The sequence below is a fragment of the Salegentibacter sp. Hel_I_6 genome (assembly GCF_000745315.1).
Lineage (GTDB): Bacteria > Bacteroidota > Bacteroidia > Flavobacteriales > Flavobacteriaceae > Salegentibacter.
In genome coordinates this window covers 784,664-803,215 of sequence record NZ_JQNQ01000001.1, presented here as the reverse complement: position 1 = coordinate 803,215, position 18,552 = coordinate 784,664, and the positions used below count along the sequence as shown (strand labels likewise).

At 36.4% G+C, this 18,552-nt stretch carries 14 protein-coding genes and 2 pseudogenes; 8 read left to right on the top strand and 8 right to left on the bottom strand.

The genetic code is table 11. The features are described 5' to 3' along the window. Nucleotides 1-533: 533 nt before the first annotated feature. Together FG27_RS03635 and ltrA (FG27_RS03630) are read left to right on the top strand one after the other, a co-directional pair. Nucleotides 534-1,666 (top strand): IS3 family transposase gene (locus FG27_RS03635; RefSeq protein WP_156101194.1). Its coding sequence is split into 2 segments (ribosomal slippage): nucleotides 534-795 and nucleotides 795-1,666, totalling 1,134 coding nucleotides; the frame shifts between segments, so codons are not numbered across the junction. A 3-nt stretch (nucleotides 1,667-1,669) separates the two neighbouring features. Next, nucleotides 1,670-2,869: pseudogene (gene ltrA / locus FG27_RS03630) on the top strand (group II intron reverse transcriptase/maturase); the annotation flags it as partial. A gap of 240 nt (nucleotides 2,870-3,109) precedes the next feature. Here the strand turns inward: ltrA (FG27_RS03630) and FG27_RS03625 are convergent. Together FG27_RS03625 and FG27_RS03620 are read right to left on the bottom strand one after the other, a co-directional pair. Further along, entirely contained in the window at nucleotides 3,110-3,706 is a 597-nt protein-coding gene (locus FG27_RS03625; RefSeq protein ID WP_037315638.1) for a hypothetical protein, read from the bottom strand. Continuing rightward, nucleotides 3,703-4,206, bottom strand: coding sequence for an RNA polymerase sigma factor (locus FG27_RS03620; RefSeq protein WP_037315635.1), 504 nt, complete (start codon nucleotides 4,204-4,206; stop codon nucleotides 3,703-3,705). Before FG27_RS03620 ends, FG27_RS03625 begins: the two co-directional genes overlap by 4 nt. 729 nt (nucleotides 4,207-4,935) lie before the next feature. On the opposite strand from FG27_RS03620, the gene ltrA (FG27_RS03615) reads away from it, so the two are divergent. After that, the gene (gene ltrA, locus FG27_RS03615) at nucleotides 4,936-6,198 is read left to right on the top strand and encodes a group II intron reverse transcriptase/maturase (protein WP_037315631.1); all 1,263 of its coding nucleotides are present in this window, start codon (nucleotides 4,936-4,938) and stop codon (nucleotides 6,196-6,198) included. Nucleotides 6,199-6,937: 739 nt separating this feature from the next. On the opposite strand, the gene FG27_RS03610 is transcribed toward ltrA (FG27_RS03615), so the two are convergent. Then, nucleotides 6,938-7,579 (bottom strand): hypothetical protein, encoded by a 642-nt coding sequence (locus FG27_RS03610; RefSeq protein WP_156101193.1) that lies wholly within the window; start codon nucleotides 7,577-7,579, stop codon nucleotides 6,938-6,940. A 325-nt stretch (nucleotides 7,580-7,904) separates the two neighbouring features. Here FG27_RS03610 and FG27_RS03605 point away from each other — a divergent pair, with 325 nt between their 5' ends. From FG27_RS03605 to FG27_RS03595, 3 genes are all read left to right on the top strand, one after another. Further along, nucleotides 7,905-9,905 (top strand): sensor histidine kinase, encoded by a 2,001-nt coding sequence (locus FG27_RS03605; protein ID WP_156101192.1) that lies wholly within the window; start codon nucleotides 7,905-7,907, stop codon nucleotides 9,903-9,905. 21 nt (nucleotides 9,906-9,926) lie between these two features. Then, nucleotides 9,927-10,598 (top strand): response regulator, encoded by a 672-nt coding sequence (locus tag FG27_RS03600; protein ID WP_037315623.1) that lies wholly within the window; start codon nucleotides 9,927-9,929, stop codon nucleotides 10,596-10,598. A gap of 358 nt (nucleotides 10,599-10,956) precedes the next feature. Continuing rightward, nucleotides 10,957-11,442, top strand: a complete 486-nt coding sequence (locus FG27_RS03595; RefSeq protein ID WP_037315620.1) for a hypothetical protein — start codon at nucleotides 10,957-10,959, stop codon at nucleotides 11,440-11,442. Between the two features lie 247 nt (nucleotides 11,443-11,689). Here the strand turns inward: FG27_RS03595 and FG27_RS03590 are convergent. From FG27_RS03590 to FG27_RS03580, 3 genes and pseudogenes are all read right to left on the bottom strand, one after another. Then, nucleotides 11,690-12,511: pseudogene (locus FG27_RS03590) on the bottom strand (transposase); the annotation flags it as partial. 75 nt (nucleotides 12,512-12,586) lie between these two features. After that, nucleotides 12,587-12,928, bottom strand: coding sequence for an IS66 family insertion sequence element accessory protein TnpB (tnpB, locus tag FG27_RS03585; protein ID WP_081912585.1), 342 nt, complete (start codon nucleotides 12,926-12,928; stop codon nucleotides 12,587-12,589). Next, nucleotides 12,928-13,206, bottom strand: coding sequence for a hypothetical protein (locus tag FG27_RS03580; RefSeq protein ID WP_037315613.1), 279 nt, complete (start codon nucleotides 13,204-13,206; stop codon nucleotides 12,928-12,930). The genes tnpB and FG27_RS03580 overlap by 1 nt, the downstream gene beginning before the upstream one ends. A gap of 594 nt (nucleotides 13,207-13,800) precedes the next feature. Between FG27_RS03580 and crtD the strand changes: the two genes are divergently transcribed. After that, entirely contained in the window at nucleotides 13,801-15,267 is a 1,467-nt protein-coding gene (gene crtD, locus FG27_RS03575; RefSeq protein ID WP_037315611.1) for a 1-hydroxycarotenoid 3,4-desaturase CrtD, read from the top strand. Then, a complete protein-coding gene (locus tag FG27_RS03570) occupies nucleotides 15,264-15,926 on the top strand; it encodes a carotenoid biosynthesis protein (protein WP_051935742.1) in 663 nt (220 codons plus the stop codon). Before crtD ends, FG27_RS03570 begins: the two co-directional genes overlap by 4 nt. A gap of 58 nt (nucleotides 15,927-15,984) precedes the next feature. On the opposite strand, the gene FG27_RS03565 is transcribed toward FG27_RS03570, so the two are convergent. Then, nucleotides 15,985-16,638, bottom strand: a complete 654-nt coding sequence (locus FG27_RS03565) for a DUF3291 domain-containing protein (RefSeq protein ID WP_231563248.1) — start codon at nucleotides 16,636-16,638, stop codon at nucleotides 15,985-15,987. Nucleotides 16,639-16,959: 321 nt separating this feature from the next. Beyond that, nucleotides 16,960-18,399 carry an exonuclease domain-containing protein gene (locus FG27_RS03560; protein WP_037315604.1) on the bottom strand — a complete coding sequence of 480 codons (1,440 nt, stop codon included), beginning with the start codon at nucleotides 18,397-18,399 and terminating at the stop codon, nucleotides 16,960-16,962. Nucleotides 18,400-18,552: the final 153 nt, after the last annotated feature.

Genomic DNA, 18,552 nt, shown 5'->3' with positions numbered 1-18,552 from the left:
AGGTTGCCAACTGCGAAGTTGGGACTGAAGGAAGCGGGACTACAAACCCTGGTACTGACGAACAGGAACCGGATATGAGGCTACAAGGTTGGATGAGCAAGCACATCATTGTGATGTCCTAAACATTTCTTTCGAAATGAATACCGAAATAGTAGATCCGGCAGGAATCAGGGGAAAGAAGATGTTCTTACCTGGGGAGATCTCCATAGCCACGGAATGGCTTGATGGAGAAGTCAGCCGAAGTCATAGTAGCCGGCCACCTGATAAGCCGGTGAAGGACTGAACGATAATGGTCTTTAATGAACCTTGGAGTTATTTTATGTTACGGGATAGCCTTCCGGTAAAATAATAGCCTTCGATCAAGCGAGACAACAAATTTGTTTTAGTATTAATGATTAAAGAATTAACAAGTAAAAAGAACCTAAACCAAGCCTTCCGTCAGGTGTACCGAAACAAAGGGGCAGCAGTGTAAGCTTCCCTTAAAACCGAACTGTTTAAAAGTATAATATATTTTATAACTTTAAACAGTAATTATGAAGAAGAGTAGATATTCACCACAGCAAATCGCAAAGATTTTAAAGGAGTTTGATAACGGAAAAACGGCCGTAGAGATAAGCCGTGAATATGGTATTAGTACAGCTGCGTTCTACAAGTGGCGGGAACGCTATGGCGGGATGAATGGTAAAGAGCTTAAGCGCCTGAAGGACCTTGAGGAAGAAAACCAAAGACTGAAGCAGATGTATGCCAATCTATCCCTAGATCATCAAATGGCCAAAGAAATCATTGAAAAAAAGCTTTAAAGCCCTGCCGTAAAAGAACTATTGCTAAAGAACTTGTTCATTACGGTATTAGCAGGGCGTGCCGTGTTTTAAATATGAGCAAAAGCGTTTTTTATTACAGGCCAATTCCAAAGGACGATACTGCTATCGAAGCGGCCTTACAACAAAAAGCTAAAGAACATAGCGAAGAAGGCTTTTGGATGGCTTACGATCGTCTAAGAAATGAAGGCAAGCCCTGGAACCATAAACGGGTATACCGGGTCTATAAAAAGCTTGGCCTAAGTTTGAGACGAAAGGTAAAAAAGCGGTTACCTGCCAGAGTTAAAGAACCCCTGGAGGCTCCCATAGCTCTTAATCGTAGCTGGAGTATTGATTTTGTAACCGATGTTCTGGAAAATAAAAGGCGCTTCCGTGGTTTAACCGTAATCGATGATTACAACCGGGAAGCATTGCATATAGAAATTGATTTTTCACTGCCCAGCAAACGTGTGGTCTGGGTACTAAACCATTTAATTAATCGCAGAGGAAAACCCCAAAAAATAAGAATGGATAATGGACCTGAATTTGTTGCTAAGATCGCTTCAGAATGGAGCCAGATGCAAGAAATCGATTTTCAGTATATTCAACCCGGGAAACCAACTCAGAATGCTTTTATAGAACGGTTCAATGGAACATATCGAAGGGGCGTTCTCAATAAGTACCTATTTGAAAATCTCAATCAGGTAAGGGAACAAACCGAGACCTGGATGGAAGATTACAACAACGTAAGACCACATAATGCATTGGGAAAAATGGCGCCCGTAGTATACGCGAAAAGTCATTCTCCTGGCGGTACCGCCAGGAGAATGAAAAATGATATTTTCGGACAATTAAGCAGTTCTAATTAGGGGAAGCTTACAGCAGGTATAGATAACGTTCAAATAACAGGACTCCAATCTATTCTAAAAGCTCACGGTAAACAATACGCCCGGCAGATAGAACGAGGGGAATATCAGGTGTCTTCAGTACTGGGGGTTGAAATACCAAAAAGCAACGGGAAGAAACGTTTACTCGGTATTCCCACGGTTGTCGACAGGGTATTTCAGCAAGCATTACATCAGGTTTTGCAACCAGTATTTGAGCCAGACTTCCAAAAGTACAGTTATGGGTTCAGACCAAACCGCAATGCCCATCAGGCCGTTGCACAGAGCCTTGAAAATATCAATTCTGGCTACCAAAACATCGTCGATATTGATTTAAAGAGCTTCTTTGATGAAGTGGCCCACGATGTCCTGTTAGACTTGATATTCAAAAAGGTAAAATGCCGGGCTACTTTAAAGTTATTGCGGTCATTTTTGAGAGCTCCGATACAAATTAACGGCAAGTTGCATAAACGCAGGAAAGGAGTCCCACAAGGTTCTCCCTTAAGTCCTTTGCTCTCCAATATTCTGCTCAATGAGCTGGATAAAGAACTGGAAAGGCGTGGACATCGCTACGTGAGATATGCCGATGATTTTAGTATTTACGTTCGAAGTAAACCCGCTGCGAAACGCGTAGGTAATAGTATCTACAAATTTCTGCGGGATAAACTCCAGCTTCCAATCAATAGGAAGAAAAGCGGAATACGTAAGCCTTTAACCTTTCAGGTACTGGGATTTGGTTTTGTGCCAACCTACAAGAAAGGAGAAAAGGCAAAGTATCAACTTGTGGCAGAAGCGTCAAAATGGGATACATTTAAGGCTAAACTTAAATATATTACCAAAAAGACCACTCCTGCAAGCTTTGAAGAACGTATCCACAGAATCAATTTATTGCTAAGGGGCTGGATAAACTACTTCAAACCGGCATCCATTCTAGGAAAGCTTAAAAAGCTGGAAGAATGGTTAAGGAATCGTTTACGATATTGCATTTGGCATCACTGGAAAAAGCCCGAACGAAAACGGAAAAACCTTATTCGGTTGGGAATTAATCCAGACCAGGCTTATGCCTGGAGTCGTACCCGAATGGGCGGCTGGGCAGTGGCTCAAAGTCCCATTCTGCGTACCACCATCACCGTAAAACGCTTAAAAATGAAAGGTTATGTTAGTCTAATCGAATACTACAATAGATGAGTTTCATTGTTGAACCGCCGTATGCGAGACCCGCACGTACGGTGGTGTGAGGGGTGCACTCCGTCATTTGATGACGGAGCCATCCACTCGATTGCCATTAGTACTTTTTATTCTCATTTTGATTCTTTTTTGTTTGATTGTTTCTCTTCTTGTTTTTGAAGGTGAAAACCGCAAAATTTTTGACAATTGTTCTAAAAATTTTGTTGAAACTTTTGAGGGTCTATATTTGGATATCATATGCTATTGTTCTAATTTATTTATTAAATTATTAACTCTAGATATTCTTGGGGTTATCTCTTTTTTTACTCTTTCTTTATTTAAGAAATAACCATAAACTCCTATTCCGATTGTAGCCAAATTTATAAGGATTAATCCAATTATAAAGTTTTCTGGTACCTTTCCCCAAATACTTATATTAAATAGTAACATAATTGGGAAAACTGGCAAAATTCCCCAATAAACATATTTTTTAAGGAAGTTCTTTTGTACTTCTAGATACTCCCTGTTTTTTTTGAGATAATTTAGATAATTTTCTTCTAAATCACTTGGCTTAAACTTTTTAAGACCTTGATACTTGATTATTAAATAAACTGCACAAACTATCATTAGTGCTAATGCCATTTTTGTTAAAATGAAAGGAATCTTGAATAATAAAAGGATAGATAATAAAACCCCAAATACAGCTAAAACCGTTTCTGAAAGTTCTAGATACTTCCACCATCTATGTAAACGGCTCAAACTTGATTGTAATTCTATAATTAATTTAGATTTCTCAAATTTTATACGCTCCTGATTACTGGACGATTGCCAGATTTTAATTAATTCATCTTCAATCATAATATTTTATTTATACAGTTAAACAACTTTGATTTTATCCGCTTGATTTTAACAGCTATGTGATTTTCAGATAATCCCACTATATCTGAAATTTCGCGGTATGCTAACCCTTCCAAGTAGAGAGCAACTATCGCTTTGTCTCCTTCATTCAATTTTTTCACACACTTTCTTAAAGCTATTAGTTTTTCACTATCCTTTTCATTAGCTACTTCAGAACCTACATAAGAAATAGTCATACTATCTAATCTTATAAATCGATTTTTGTTCTTTGTGTGTTTAGATTTAAAACGAAGACAAACATTTAACGCAATCCTAAAAACCCAAGTGTCAATAGCTGAATTACCTTTAAATGAACTCATTGACTTCCAAATGTGAACTAAAACTTCCTGAAATAGGTCTTTAGAGTCCTCACTACTATCTGAATAAATAGAGCAAATTCTATATAACTTATCCTGATTTTCTTTTAATGCAGAAAGAAATGTGGTTTTCTGTTTTTCCATTTTTAATACTCCCCTTTACTACTTTAGTTACCAAATTTTGATCAATATGACACTCCTTGGTTAAAAAGGTGAGAATTTTTTTAGGATGGTTCAGGCTCAGTATTAATGGCAACGTCTCGTATAAAAACTGTGCAGCTGGCGAGGCTGATTGTCCGCAGGACGATCAGGCGTTGCAAGCAAACACGGAATTTCGATTTTAGACCAAAATAAGCATTGTTTTTATATTTTGTGTGTGCCCAGCATGGGCATCTTTTCTTTTACCGAAAGGTAAAAGATTAATCTAAAGGGTGCAAGTCCCTTATGGGCAGGGGTGACGCCTTGAACCATTAGTAAGCCGCAAGGTTGCCAACTGCGAAGTTGGGACTGAAGGAAGCGGGACTACAAACCCTGGTGCTGACGAACAGGAACCGGATATGAGGCTACAAGGTTGGATGAGCAAGCACATCATTGTGATGTCCTAAACATTTCTTTCGAAATGAATACCGAAGTAGTAGATCCGGCAGGAATCAGGGGAAAGAAGATGTTCTTACCTGGGGAGATCTCCATAGCCACGGGATGGCTTGATGGAGAAGTCAGCCGAAGTCATAGTAGCCGGTCACCTGATAAGCCGGTGAAGGACTGAACGATAATGGTCTTTAATGAACCTTGGAGTTATTTTATGTTACGGATAGCCTTCCGGTAGAATAATAGCCTTCGATCAAGCGAGACAACAAATTTGTTTTAGTATTAATGATTAAAGAATTAACAAGTAAAAAGAACCTAAACCAAGCCTTCCGTCAGGTGTATCGCAACAAAGGAGCAGCAGGTATAGATAACGTCCAAATAACAGGACTCCAATCTATTCTAAAAGCTCACGGTAAACAATACGCCCGGCAGATAGAACGAGGGGAATATCAGGTGGCTCCAATACTGGGAGTTGAAATACCAAAAAGCAACGGGAAGAAACGTTTACTCGGTATTCCCACGGTTGTCGACAGGGTATTTCAGCAAGCATTACATCAGGTTTTGCAACCAGTATTTGAGCCAGCCTTTCAAAATTATAGTTATGGATTCAGACCAAACCGCAATGCCCATCAAGCCGTTGCACAGAGCCTTGAAAATATCAATTCTGGCTACCAAAACATCGTCGATATTGATTTAAAGAGCTTCTTTGATGAAGTGGCCCACGATGTACTGTTAGACTTGATATTCAAAAAGGTAAAATGCCGGGCTACTTTAAAGTTATTGCGGTCATTTTTAAGAGCTCCGATACAAATTAACGGCAAGTTGCATAAACGCAGGAAAGGAGTCCCGCAAGGTTCTCCCTTAAGTCCTTTGCTCTCCAATATTCTGCTCAATGAGCTGGATAAAGAACTGGAAAAGCGAGGACACCGCTATGTAAGATATGCCGATGATTTTAGTATTTACGTTCGAAGTAAACCCGCTGCGAAACGCGTAGGTAATAGTATCTACAAATTTCTCCGGGACAAACTCCGGCTTCCAATCAATAGGGAGAAAAGTGGCATACGTAAACCTTTAACCTTTAAGGTATTGGGATTTGGTTTTGTACCAACCTACAAGAAAGGAGAAAAGGCCAAATACCAGCTTGTGGCAGAAGCGTCAAAATGGGAAATATTTAAGTCAAAACTTAAATATATTACCAAAAAGACAATTCCTGCAAGCTTTGAAGAACGTATCCACAGCATCAACTTATTGTTAAGGGGCTGGATCAATTACTTTAAACCGGCATCCATTCAGGGAAAGCTTAAGAAGCTGGAAGAATGGCTAAGGAATCGTTTACGGTATTGCATCTGGCATCACTGGAAAAAGCCCGAACGAAAACGGAAAAACCTTATTCGATTGGGTATTAATCCAGATCAAGCCTATGCCTGGAGTCGCACCCGAATGGGCGGCTGGGCTGTAGCCCAGAGTCCTATCTTGCGTACCACTATTACCATAAAACGCTTAAAAATGAAAGGTTATGTTGGTTTAATCGAATACTATAATCGATAAGTTTCATTATCGAACCGCCGTATACGAGACCCGTACGTATGGTGGTGTGAGAGGCGCACTCCGTCAATTAACGGCGGAGCCGTCTACTCGATTGTGAGGCGTCTTTGATTTCCGTAAGCCAAAACTTCCAAATTCGCTAAAAAAAGCGCCAATTGCGTTGTGATTGCGTTTGAGTGAGTTCAATAACACGTAGCTTTTTTTCTTCCCGAAACTGCCAAATTCGCTGATAAACATAAATTTCCATTTGCTTTTAAAGTCCGGCGCAAAAATGCCAAAACTTCACTTTTTAGAGAATATTACGCGCAGATTTGTTGTCCGATTATTCCCAAAACTCCGATTTTGCCAAAAACAACCAATAAAAAGTATAATTTTCAAGTTTTAAAACTTGCCCATCGATGACTCACAACGTAGTAATAAATGCACCAGTACATTTATTTCTTTTATCTCTTTACAGATTTAATGGATTTCCTTTTTGAGGATTAAAATAGTATTCAATGCCATTATTCTTATTCATCTTTACATAAACTACATCGGATTATTCCAACCGTAGATTGCTTGTTCTAGTCCATGATCAAAGGCAATTAAGAGCAAAATAACTAATGCTATTATTGCAATTATATTAAAAACTTTGAGATGTTTTTTTCTTCATTTAGCTATAATTTTATTTCAATAGTTAAGAGCTTCGCTTTTGGAAAAGCGCTAGACTTCAAGGTGATTTTCTGGAAAATTCCTCTTCAAACTACAAAAACACCCCAAATGAAAGGCTTGTAAAAAGCATTGTATCTCCGTTTGTGTCTGTTTGAAATCCGGGGTTTATTCCGACAAGGAATTTGGAATTAATTCTGTAATGGTAGTATAATCTAATACTTCCGCCTACAGAGAATGTTCTGCCAGGTTCATTTCTTATTAGATAACGAATAGGATATGGCAAACCAGTTAAAATAGGATAGTCAATTGTTTTTTCGTTAAAAAAAGAGTCTGCCTGATACCTTGTAAAAACACTAGGGTTAACTCCAAACTTATTGCTGCCTGAATTAACAAAATTAAAACCTATACCTGCATTTAATTGGAAACCTGCAAGTACATCGTGAAGAGTACTGTCATAAGTGTTACCATTAGGATCTTCCCAAATAAATGGTCTGTCTTCTCCGTCATTTAAGTTTGCCTCGAATGAAGCAATTATTTCGAATCTTTTTGAGATTGGTTTATGTACTCTTAGACCGTATAAATATCCCGACATATCTCCTGTTCCGTGCTTGTTAATACCAAATTCACCAATAATACTAACTGGATTTTCGGAAGTTCTTTCCTGAGCAAAGGATGCGCTTGTGATAAAAAGGAAAAGTGCGATAATTTTTTTCAGACTGTATTGTTTTCTCATAATACCAATTTCGTGGGTGGTCATAAAATTTATTCAAGCTTCCCTTAAAGTAAAGTCTGAATAGTTTTTTAGTGCTGTTTTAAATTTTTAACGAAATTAAATTTAGAAATCTATTAGCTATTAAATTTTACCACATTATTTACGTGGTAAAACCACAATTTAATTGCGGGAGGAATAATTAAAATTTTATTAAGTTTAGCTTCTATATTCTTTTACGTGAGTTTTGGCGATCTGATAGTAGTTTAGCATTAGTTAACCCTTAAATCATTGATCAGATAGCTTTATATAGAATGCACTAAATGAACTTAGCTTAAATTATTCCCATTTGCGAACGCTATATAGCTTTTTACTACTTTTTGTTTTGCTACTATCACTTGCTTCCTGTAAGGATAATAATCAAGTAGATCATAAAAATTCAAAACCTAGCTTAGATGAAATATTTTCTGATACTACCTTAAACAAAACTCAAAAAAAGCAATTTTTAGACAGTGCTTACGCCAGTATCTTTACGATACAAAACGACAGCCTGAAAAATGAGAATTTACTGGAAATATCTTACCAATATTTAAAAATCAATGATTCACTTAATTTTTTTCATTCTAATAAAGCAGCAAGGAATTTTTCGATTAAGGTAGAGGATTCAGTAGGTATAGCTGCTACATATTGGGATTTGGCACATTTCTATCACAATTATAATAGGGAAGACAGCACTTACTATTATTATAATAGAGCTCAAAGAATATATGAAAATTTAGGAGATGAATATAATTCCGGAAGGTTGCTATTGAACATGGCTATAATTCAGAAGAATATAAAGGATTATACAGGAAGTGAGGTTTCCACCACCAATGCCATTACTTTGCTAAAACCACTGAATGATTATAGCCAATTATATGCTGCATACAACAACCTAGGAATCATATTCGGGGAATTAGAACAATATGATAAAGCCTTAGAGTATTTTAATAAAGGGATAAAATATTTGGACAAGTCTGGAGAAGTAAATCGATATTCCTCGGTCTGGAATAATATGGGAGTAGTTTATCAAGAAAGTAAACGTTATAAAGATGCGTTACTCTATTTTGAAAAGGCTATGGAATTTGACGAAAATATTAAAACATCAGATCCGGAGCTATATGCTATGATTTTAGATAACAGTGCTTACGTAAAATTATTGACGAAAGATACAACAGGAATACACAAGGACTTTCTAGAGGCTTTAGAAATACGAAAAAATCTGAATATTAAGCCCGGAATCACAATAAATCAATTGCACCTGGCTAAATATTATTTGGAGAAAAGAGATTCTGTGACTGCCATTAATTATGCCTTAGCCACTAAGGAACTTGCTTTAAACACTCAAAACACCAGGGATTATCTTTCTTCATTAAAATTTCTTTTAAATACCGTAAAGGACAGTGCCTTAAACTATTCTCAAGAGTATATACAGATTAATGACAGTCTCCAAAAAAGAGAGAGAGCGGTTAGAAATAAATTTGCGCGAATACGATTTGAAACCGAGGGTTATATTTCAGAAACCAAGCGGTTAAATGACCGTATATTACAGACTAGCTTGATTTCTGCGGGACTAATCCTTATAATAATCCTATTATACATTATTAGCAATCAAAGAGCGAAAAATAAGCTTATCAAACAAAAGCAAACGGCAAAACAGGAGATTTATAATCTGGTTATAGATCAGCAGAAAAAATTTGAAGAAGGCCGTGATACAGAGAAGCAATACATTTCGAGGGAATTACACGATGGAATTTTAGGGAAACTCTTTGGGATAAGGCTGAATCTAGACTCTCTGAACGAAGAAAATGATAGCCAAAGCAAAAAGGAAAGATTTAAATATATTAGGGAAATTCAAAAAATATCAGATCAAATTCGCTTGCTTTCACATAGGTTAAATAAAACTTCTTTAACCAATGTGAATTTTGAAACAGTACTTGAAGAACTTGTGAAAAGTCAAAATGCCGGAAAGATAAAATTTCATATTGACTTTAAGGAATCAATTAATTGGGATACAATAGATAATAATATTAAAATTAATATATATCGCGTACTTCAGGAGGCTATTAGTAATATCCATAAACATGCTAAAGCCACTGAAGCTTCGATTAAATTTGATAAAATCAACGATCAATTGATTATTTCAATAACAGATAATGGAATCGGGTTTTATCCAGAGAAGACAAACAATGGTATAGGGCTTCCTAATATGTACGCCCGGGTGAAAAAAATAAAAGGAAAGATTTCTATAGATTCGTTAGGTAAAAATAGGAAGGGAACTACAATAAAATTGACGGTTCCACTAAATTAATTATTGAAAAGGAAAATATAAATGCAGGAGTCAGAAAAGGATTTAGATATTTTATTAATAGATGATCACCATATGATTATGGAAGGATATAAAAACGTAATATCTAAAGCTAAAATTTTCAGTGCTCTCAATTTTAATATTGAAATGGCAGATAATTGCGAATATGCCTGGGAAAAAATTAAAACAGGTAATTATTCTGTAGTTTTTCTGGATATTAATTTTCCTGTTTTAGAAGAAAGTAAAATCCATTCAGGGGAAGACCTGGGGGTTAGAATAAAAACTGAGTTTCCCGAAATCAAAATTATAATACTTACTGTTTTAGAAGATCATTTCAGAATTTTCAACATTTTGTCAAATATTCAACCAGATGGTTTTTTAATAAAGGGCGAAACAACTTCCAAGGAATTAATTCATTGTTTAGAGAAAGTTTTATACTCACCTCCTTATTATGGTTCTAAAATTTCAAATCTTCTTCGTTCGGGAGTAGCCCAAAAATCCTCAATAGACGAAATTGATAGAGTGATTCTTTACCAGCTTTCTTTAGGAACCAAGACTAAAGATCTCCCCAAATATGTGAACCTCTCTTTACGCGCGGTAGAGGATAGAAAGAAAAAACTTAAAGAAGTCTTTGGAGTTAGGGGAGAAGGTAATAAAGCATTATTGGAAAAGGCCAGGGAGAGTGGATATATTTGAAACAGTATATAATTAATAAGGGGAAAAACTTCAAACCCCGAAGGCTTAATTATAAAATCGCATAAAGCCTTCTTTTTTTTATAATCGAGAAATTATGATTAGGTCTTACACATTTTATAAATAATTTACAACACAATGTTAAACGTGGTAAAACCACAAGTAAAATACGGTTTTTACGAAAGGGTTTTGAAAGGAAAATTCTAATTTTACCTTAAGAATTATGTCAATAATTCATTTTAATCTATTACCCTTTTGTTCTTGTTATTTTATTGCAAAATTTAATAATCATTTTTATAAAGTAATTTAATGTTCTGTAATAAAAACTGAGTTTTATACTTTAATCTATTAATTGAAAAAAATGAAAAAATTATTATTTTTAAACTTACTTTGTTTTGCTCTTTTCTCTTGTGATAAGGAGGAGTCATATTGTTGTTCTCCTGGTGATGATGATATTTTTGAATTTAGTATATTAAATGCCTCAGGAGAAGATTTATTAGATCCTTCCACTGACGAATCTTTAAACACTTCTTCAATCAAAATTTTTAAAATAATTGATGGTAGCAAATTGGAAATAAATAATCCGAATAGTGATTATCCAGAAGGTTATCAAATAGTTGAAGGAGAAGATAACTTTAGGTTCATCCCCCTTTTTGCTAATAGTGATCCAGAGGTAAGTAAAGGAATTATAGAATGGAATGAAAATGATTCAGATACACTCACCCTGTATTATACGGATCAATCCGAAGAAACCACACGCCTCACAAAAATTATTTATAATGCTAAAGAAGTCTGGAAAGAAAATGAAGAAAACAATGAAAGACGTTTTTTTGAGATAGAAAAATAAGTTCAACTTTATTTACTGTAGTGTTAAAACCTGCCTTTAATTAAAGAAGCAATTAAAGGCAGGTATTTTCATTTTATGAATATTAATAAAATATTAAATACAAACAAAAATAAAGTATTAGGTATTGCTTTGGTATTCACATCGAGGGTGTAAATTAAACTCTGTCTGAACTGAATTATTTATTAATTTCATTCATACAGAATTATGACAACAAAGGAACAACAAGAATTCGAGAAGAAGGTACTTGATAATAATAACCTTGATGTGTTTTTCCTTTCTTAGCAGGATCCATCACCTTTATGGGGCTTTCATCACTTTGCAAATAGCCTTTGGAACGAATATCCTCCAGCAGGTGCTGATAAAGGATATCGATGATTTTAAGGCTTTGCCTGGTCCAGCCTTCCAGGGTGGAAGATGCTATAGGGATCTCTGCTCGTTTAAAGCGTTGGAGCTGCCGGTAAAGCGGAAGGTGGTCCTGGTACTTGTCGACTAAAATCGAAGCCAGGAGTCCGGCTCCCGGGATTCCTTTTTCAATCACCCGCTCGGGAAGTTCCCCGATGATGACTCCTTCTTTACTTTTAGGAGCATACTTATAGCGGATGTAGCGTTTGATATAGTATTTAGCAGGCTCGTATTCCAGTTCATCGGTCACTTCTTTGCCGATACAAACCATATCGGTAAGATCTTCCTCTGGATAGATCTCGATCTCTTTTACCTCAAGATGCTCCGGAAGGGCCATTCTTCCTTTGTGGTTAGAAGTTCTTTTGCGACGCTGGTCACTGAGCTTTTCTTGTAACCCGGATTCTTGTGCTGCTGCCTTTTGGGGTTCCATTTCAAAGGGAAGGCTCATCTGGTTTTTATCCCCTTCGAAGCGTTCTCTTTTTTGGCCAAAGGCCAGGCGTTTGTAATACTCCACCTGGAATTTCAGGTCAGCAATCTTATGCTGTGCTTTTTCAACTTCTTGTTCCCTTTTAGAAACACTTTTTTCAGCTTTTTCCCTCTTTTTCGTCTCCTTTTTCAGGAGAGCCAAAAGCTGATCTTTGGTAAGGTTTTCTAAGGGTTCTTGCATGGGTTAAAGATACAAAAACAGCCCTGTTAAACCTATCGTGAACCCCTGTTTTTACTGATAAAACACCATTATTTTCTAGTGAGAATAGCGCAGTTTCTGAACACTTTTTTCAACCGTAATACCCTCTATCATCAGCACCAATTGCGGCCAGGTAAAACTGGTCTGATCTTCTTTAATTACGGGCGGAGTGAAGCTTCCACGCTCCAGGCGTTTGTAGTATAAAACAAAGCCGCCCCGCTCCCAGTGGAGCAGCTTGAGATGGGTGCGATTCCGGTTAAGAAAAACGAACACATCGCCGCTGGTAGGCTCCCGGTTGAGTTCATTTTTTACCAGTCCGCTCAGGCCATTAAATGATTTTCGCATATCACAAGACTTACGATAAAAGTGATAATTATGGGAGGAACCTAGGGAGAACATTAATACAACTTGACTAACCGGGCAATAAGTCCCAGGTCCGCAGTATTCATTTGGAGTTTGACCCCGTTGGGATAAATAAGTTCCAGCTCACCCGATGACAAGTTTAATCCCTTGGTTACTTCTACAAATCCCCCGGGCTGATCTTCATCTTTCTTCTTGCGGATCCAGTAACAAAAGGTGGAAGGACTGATCCCTTTTTCTTGGCTAAAGGCTTTTGCCGAAAGGCCGCTATTACGATATTCATTAACTAAACTGTACATTTCTTCCTGTTTGCTCATAATAAATATTATTTTAGAGCAGCAAAGCTACCGGTAGAACGTCAGCTAATCAAGATGCAGTTGGTGGGGTGGATACCTAACTCTTATGAAAATTCATCTCACAAATAATAATCTGAAATTTTTAAAATTCCTTTGATTTTAATAGCTAATCATTTGAATATTAGTACCTTTACACTAAGACGATATAAATGGCATCAAAATTTAGGTTCACAAATCGTCAACATAGAAAATAAGTTATCAGTATTTATAGGCTGTTTGAGAAATCGGTGAATCCTGGCAAGGTCACTTTTAGAGAATTCAAATGATATCAAAACCGCGCAAATCTTATGATTCGTGCGGTTTTTTAGGTTTTGGGTTTTCATTTTATTTCAATTAATTCGAAATAAAATGTGAACTAAAAGGATACCTAGTTTTTTAAATGTAACCTAAGGTTACGTTAGGAGAAAATACAGCAATCTTTAATTAGCGCTTTTTATGAGAGCTTTGAACAAAGCCTAAAATTTAAAAATTCGATGTTTTTCTCCTTTGATCTTTTTAGATTTATCTACAACTATCTCATCTATTAGAATATTATTAAATTAATTACTCAATACCATGGCTAAAGCTATCGTAATAGGTTCAGGAATAGCCGGGATCGCGACTGCGCTGAGATTACGGAAAAAAGCTTACGAGGTGCAGGTATTCGAAAGCAATTCTTATCCGGGCGGGAAACTCCATGCATTTACCCAATCAAATTTCAGGTTTGATGTTGGCCCTTCCCTTTTTACGATGCCCCATTTTGTAGATGAGCTCTTTGAACTTTATAATTTAAATCCCAGGGAATATTTTAATTACAAATCCAAAGAAACAGTTTGTAACTATTTTTGGGAGGATGGTACTACATTTTCGGTAAAAAAGAATTCTGAGAAATTTATAGAAGATGCAACAGAAACTTTCGATACTGGTGGTAACGAACTACGAAACTATATAGCCAACGCAAAAAAGAAATATGAGCTTACTTCAGGAATCTTTCTCGAGAAATCCCTGCATAAAGCTGATACCTATTTTTCTTTGGAGACGCTTAAGGCTTTATTGCAAATGCATAAGCTTCATATCAATAAAAATCTGAATGAACTTAATGAAAGCAGTTTCCGGGATCCCAGGTTAGTGCAGCTGTTCAACCGTTACGCGACCTATAACGGTTCGTCTCCCTACCAAACTCCGGGAATAATGTCTATGATCCCGCATCTGGAAATGCACTACGGAACATTTTTTCCTGAAGGTGGCATGCATAGTATTACGAAAAGCCTTTACCGCCTCGCTTGCGATAAGGGGATTGAGTTTCATTTCAATGAACCTGTAGATAAAATTAACTATACCGGCACAAAGGCTATTGGAATATCCACTTTAAAAGGATCTTATGAGGCCGATGTGTTAGTTTCCAATATGGATATTTACCCTACTTACCATAAACTTTTAAAGGACCTGAAGAAACCGGAAAAAACCCTGAAACAGGAAAGATCCAGCTCTGCACTTATTTTTTATTGGGGTATTAATGGCAATTTTCCACAACTGGATCTTCACAATATTTTATTCAGTAGTGATTATCCAGAAGAATTTAAAATGATTTTTAAAGAAAAATCGTTGTCAGATGATCCTACGGTGTATATTAATATTACTTCCAAGGAAGACGCTAAAGATGCGCCTGCAGGTTCAGAAAATTGGTTTGTAATGATCAATGCTCCCGGTAATTATGGGCAGGATTGGGAGAAGCTCGTAGCTGAAGCAAGAAAACATATAATAAATAAAATAAATAGGCTGCTGGGAGTACAACTGGAAGATCTTATAATAAGCGAAAGCATTATGGACCCAGTGAAGATTGAAAACGACACCAGTTCTTATCGTGGTGCTTTATATGGAGCAGCAAGTAATTCCAAATTTGCGGCTTTTCTACGACATCCAAATTTTAGTAACCAGCTGGAGAACCTCTATTTTTGCGGAGGATCAGTTCATCCCGGGGGTGGAATACCGCTATGCCTTATGTCTGCTAAAATAGTAACCGAACTTATACAAGCGCCATGAATTTGTTAATTGATAAATGGCGTAGCGGTGAATTTAAACTGACAATTTCTGTCTTTATATTGGTGCTCTTTCATATTTCAGCTATTATAGGGATTAGTATTGGGTACCAGGATTGGTTTGTGGAAAAGACACCCTTCACACTGTTGTTGTCTTTTCTTTTACTTATTTGGAATTTCCCCATAGAAACCGGCAAAAAATGGCTGTTGGCAGGGGTTTTCTTCTTTAGTGGAATGCTGGCCGAATGGATTGGGGTGAATACAGGTTGGCTCTTTGGAAATTATGCTTACGGAGAAAATATGGGACCTAAATTTGACGGGGTGCCTTATCTTATTGGAATTTACTGGGCGGTGCTCACTTTTATTTCCGGCAGAATTTCAAGTAGAATTTCTGCTAATTTATTATTAAGAATTTTAAGCGGGGCTGCGCTTATGGTTTTACTGGACTTTGCCATGGAAGTTTCGGCCCCTGTGTTTGATTTCTGGACCTTTGAAGGGGGAGTGGCTCCTATTGAAAATTATATTACCTGGTTTATAGTCGCCGCTCTTTTGCATTTGCTTTATCAAAAGGCTGATTTGCAAGGTGATTTTAAATTTTCTATTTCCCTGTACCTCGTTTTATTCTTCTTTTTCAGCTATTTTTTCGTCTATTATAGTATATGATTTTGTTATAATTTAATGCTGAAGTTTTCAGAATAGTAGCCGATTTAATAGAAAATTTCTAATGTTTATTCTTCTTTTTTAGCTGAGGTAGTGGTTCTTTTCCTTCCCAAATGCCTTCAGAACAGTAAGGTTGAAATCTCGAGAACAATTCTTCTTTATACCAATCCAACTCGCGGGTTTTCTTAATGGCCGTTTTGTGGCCACGCGCAGCATAGGCATATTCTTGCATAGATTCTTGGTTTTCCCAAAGACTAAAAGTGGCCATTTGTAAAACGGGAACTTCTCCTATTCCTTTAGTGAAAATAAGCCCCGGGTTTGTTTGTAAGCGAGATTGAGAATCGGGTACGTATTTCCAAAAATCTACTAACCTTCGGCGTTTAATTGTAGCCCTGGTGATTACGGCCAGCAGGGGATTTTTAGGGTCTAGATCTTCATTTTTTATAAATGGAGTTTTACCCGACCAAGTGCCTTTTGCCCTAATATTTTTTAAATAAAGTGTCCAAACCTCTGAAGTATACTCCCGGTATCTTTGCATCAACGAAGATTCATTAAAAAATAAATCGGCTGCTTCTTCAGAATCCCAAACTTGCAACAGGGCATAGACTTCCCAGTCTGGAAAAGGATTAAAACCTGCTCCTTTCCCGCTGCCCATTAATTTATAAAAGTTTTGACCCTCTATTTTTTTAAGATCACTATGCGCAAACTGCATCATTTTAAAACCCCACAATTTATTGCGAAAGTCAGGAAATCTAAAAAAGCTTAATGTAGATACCTGATTCATTTTAAGGATTTGTTTTTAAACAATTTACCTGAAAAAGAAGGAATATTAACCATAAGAACTGGGTGAGGAAATAAATCTTTTATCAAACTTCTTTTTGTGCGTTACTCATTGGCAGCTAAAGATATTAAATACTTCTATTTTTTTTCGGGATTCTATGAAATCTTCCAATCATATATTTATGCGTTAGATTAAGTTTTCAGCCTTCATATCAGATTTTAATCATTCTATGACAAAATGATTTTTTTAAATGTTCTAATAGATATGATTAAAGCTAGAAAGATCTGCGGCTTGTTCTTCTTCCATCTCAGGCTGGTTAAGGTTTAACCTGCTAATATTTTTTTGAGTATTTAAATACCTACTCACAATTCTATCAGCATAACTTGAATTTGTCTGTGGGATAAGGTAGTCTTCAAATTGTTCGGTATATTTAAAATCTTCTGAACTTTCTACAAATCCATATCCGGCAAAACGTCCTCTTTTTAAATAAATAAAAGATTTTTCAGTTTTAGTTCTACCTTTTTCCACCAGCAGGCAGGAGTTTTCATATTGGTTTATGTACTCTACCGCGCGAGAAACTCTTCGGTTGTATTCCTCTTTATCTATTTCTCCTTTGCACATCCCGCTGCAGTTAGTTATTTTGTAATGACTACATTCAGCAACTACACTTTGTAAACCGCAATACCTGGGACATAATTCAAATTCCTGGCAAAGAAATTCTAAAAATTTCACCGCCTCTTCACGGGTATAAAATTTCATCCAGCTAACTGGAGAGATCTTATTTTTGTGAATCACAAATTGCTCAATGCCTTTTTGATTATGATAAGAAGTAAGAGTGTAAGGGCGCGTAATTTTTTTCTGAGCTTTGTTGAATTTCGGGAAATATTTTAAAATAAGAGCCGATTCCCTTAATAGCGCCAGCACTTCGCTCCCGGTAAGTTCGTAGTCTATGCTATAGGTGGCCTGCATCAAACTATATTTTCGGTTCGATTTTTCCTGAAAATGAGATTTTATCCTGCTCTTAATATTTTTAGCCTTGCCGATATAAAGCGGAATTCCATCTTTATCTTTAAAGAAATATACGCCGGTTGAAGTAGGCAATTTTTCAAAATCTGAATTCTTAAAATTTGGAGGAAGATATGAAGCAGCGGTTCTTTGGTTCAACAAATTTGTGAATACTTCATAATCTGGATCTAAATCAAGGCAACGCTGAAATAATGTAACCGTTGCTTCGCAATCGCCACGAGCCCTATGCCTGTCGTAATGTGGGATGTTGATTGAAGTACAAATATTGCCCAAACTATAGGAAAACAAACCGGGAATTAATTTTTTGGCCAATCTCACGGTACACAATCGTTTTCTTTGAAAAGCCAGATTTAGGTTGCTAAATTCTGCGCGAATAATATTATAATCGAAATTCACATTATGTGCTACAAAAACACAATCTTTAGTAATTTTGTCGATTTCTTCTGCAATTTCAGAAAAGGCCGGAGCGTTACTTACCATCTCATCGTTAATATTGGTAAGCGTTTCAATATATAGGGGGATCTCGGTACCGGGATTTACCAAAGAGTTATATTCATCAATAACTTTTCCATTTTGAACTACGAGCACGCAAATTTCTGTGATTTTATTCCCTTTAATTCCGCCTCCTGTAGTTTCAATATCGGTTACAGCAAATTTCACATCTTTCATTCGGCCAAATTAAAGATATTTCTGAAAGTTTAAAAGGAAAAAATACTAAATAGTGGAAAAATTCCTACAAATTAGTATGCTTTAACTTATCCAACTGTGACTTCAGTGATTTTGCTACTGTTTTTTAGTTTAATGCTATACAGATTTGAATAA

What these genes read in the sequence shown, in the direction of transcription:
- FG27_RS03595 (WP_037315620.1), top strand. Translation starts at nt 10,957, where the DNA reads ATGAAAAAATTATTATTTTTAAACTTACTTTGTTTTGCTCTTTTCTCT.
- FG27_RS03560 (WP_037315604.1), bottom strand. Translation starts at nt 18,399, where the DNA reads ATGAAAGATGTGAAATTTGCTGTAACCGATATTGAAACTACAGGAGGC.
- FG27_RS03625 (WP_037315638.1), bottom strand. Translation starts at nt 3,706, where the DNA reads ATGATTGAAGATGAATTAATTAAAATCTGGCAATCGTCCAGTAATCAG.
- FG27_RS03570 (WP_051935742.1), top strand. Translation starts at nt 15,264, where the DNA reads ATGAATTTGTTAATTGATAAATGGCGTAGCGGTGAATTTAAACTGACA.
- crtD (WP_037315611.1), top strand. Translation starts at nt 13,801, where the DNA reads ATGGCTAAAGCTATCGTAATAGGTTCAGGAATAGCCGGGATCGCGACT.
- tnpB (WP_081912585.1), bottom strand. Translation starts at nt 12,928, where the DNA reads ATGTTCTCCCTAGGTTCCTCCCATAATTATCACTTTTATCGTAAGTCT.
- ltrA (WP_037315631.1), top strand. Translation starts at nt 4,936, where the DNA reads ATGATTAAAGAATTAACAAGTAAAAAGAACCTAAACCAAGCCTTCCGT.
- FG27_RS03565 (WP_231563248.1), bottom strand. Translation starts at nt 16,638, where the DNA reads ATGATGCAGTTTGCGCATAGTGATCTTAAAAAAATAGAGGGTCAAAAC.
- FG27_RS03610 (WP_156101193.1), bottom strand. Translation starts at nt 7,579, where the DNA reads ATGAGAAAACAATACAGTCTGAAAAAAATTATCGCACTTTTCCTTTTT.
- FG27_RS03600 (WP_037315623.1), top strand. Translation starts at nt 9,927, where the DNA reads ATGCAGGAGTCAGAAAAGGATTTAGATATTTTATTAATAGATGATCAC.
- FG27_RS03620 (WP_037315635.1), bottom strand. Translation starts at nt 4,206, where the DNA reads ATGGAAAAACAGAAAACCACATTTCTTTCTGCATTAAAAGAAAATCAG.
- FG27_RS03580 (WP_037315613.1), bottom strand. Translation starts at nt 13,206, where the DNA reads ATGAGCAAACAGGAAGAAATGTACAGTTTAGTTAATGAATATCGTAAT.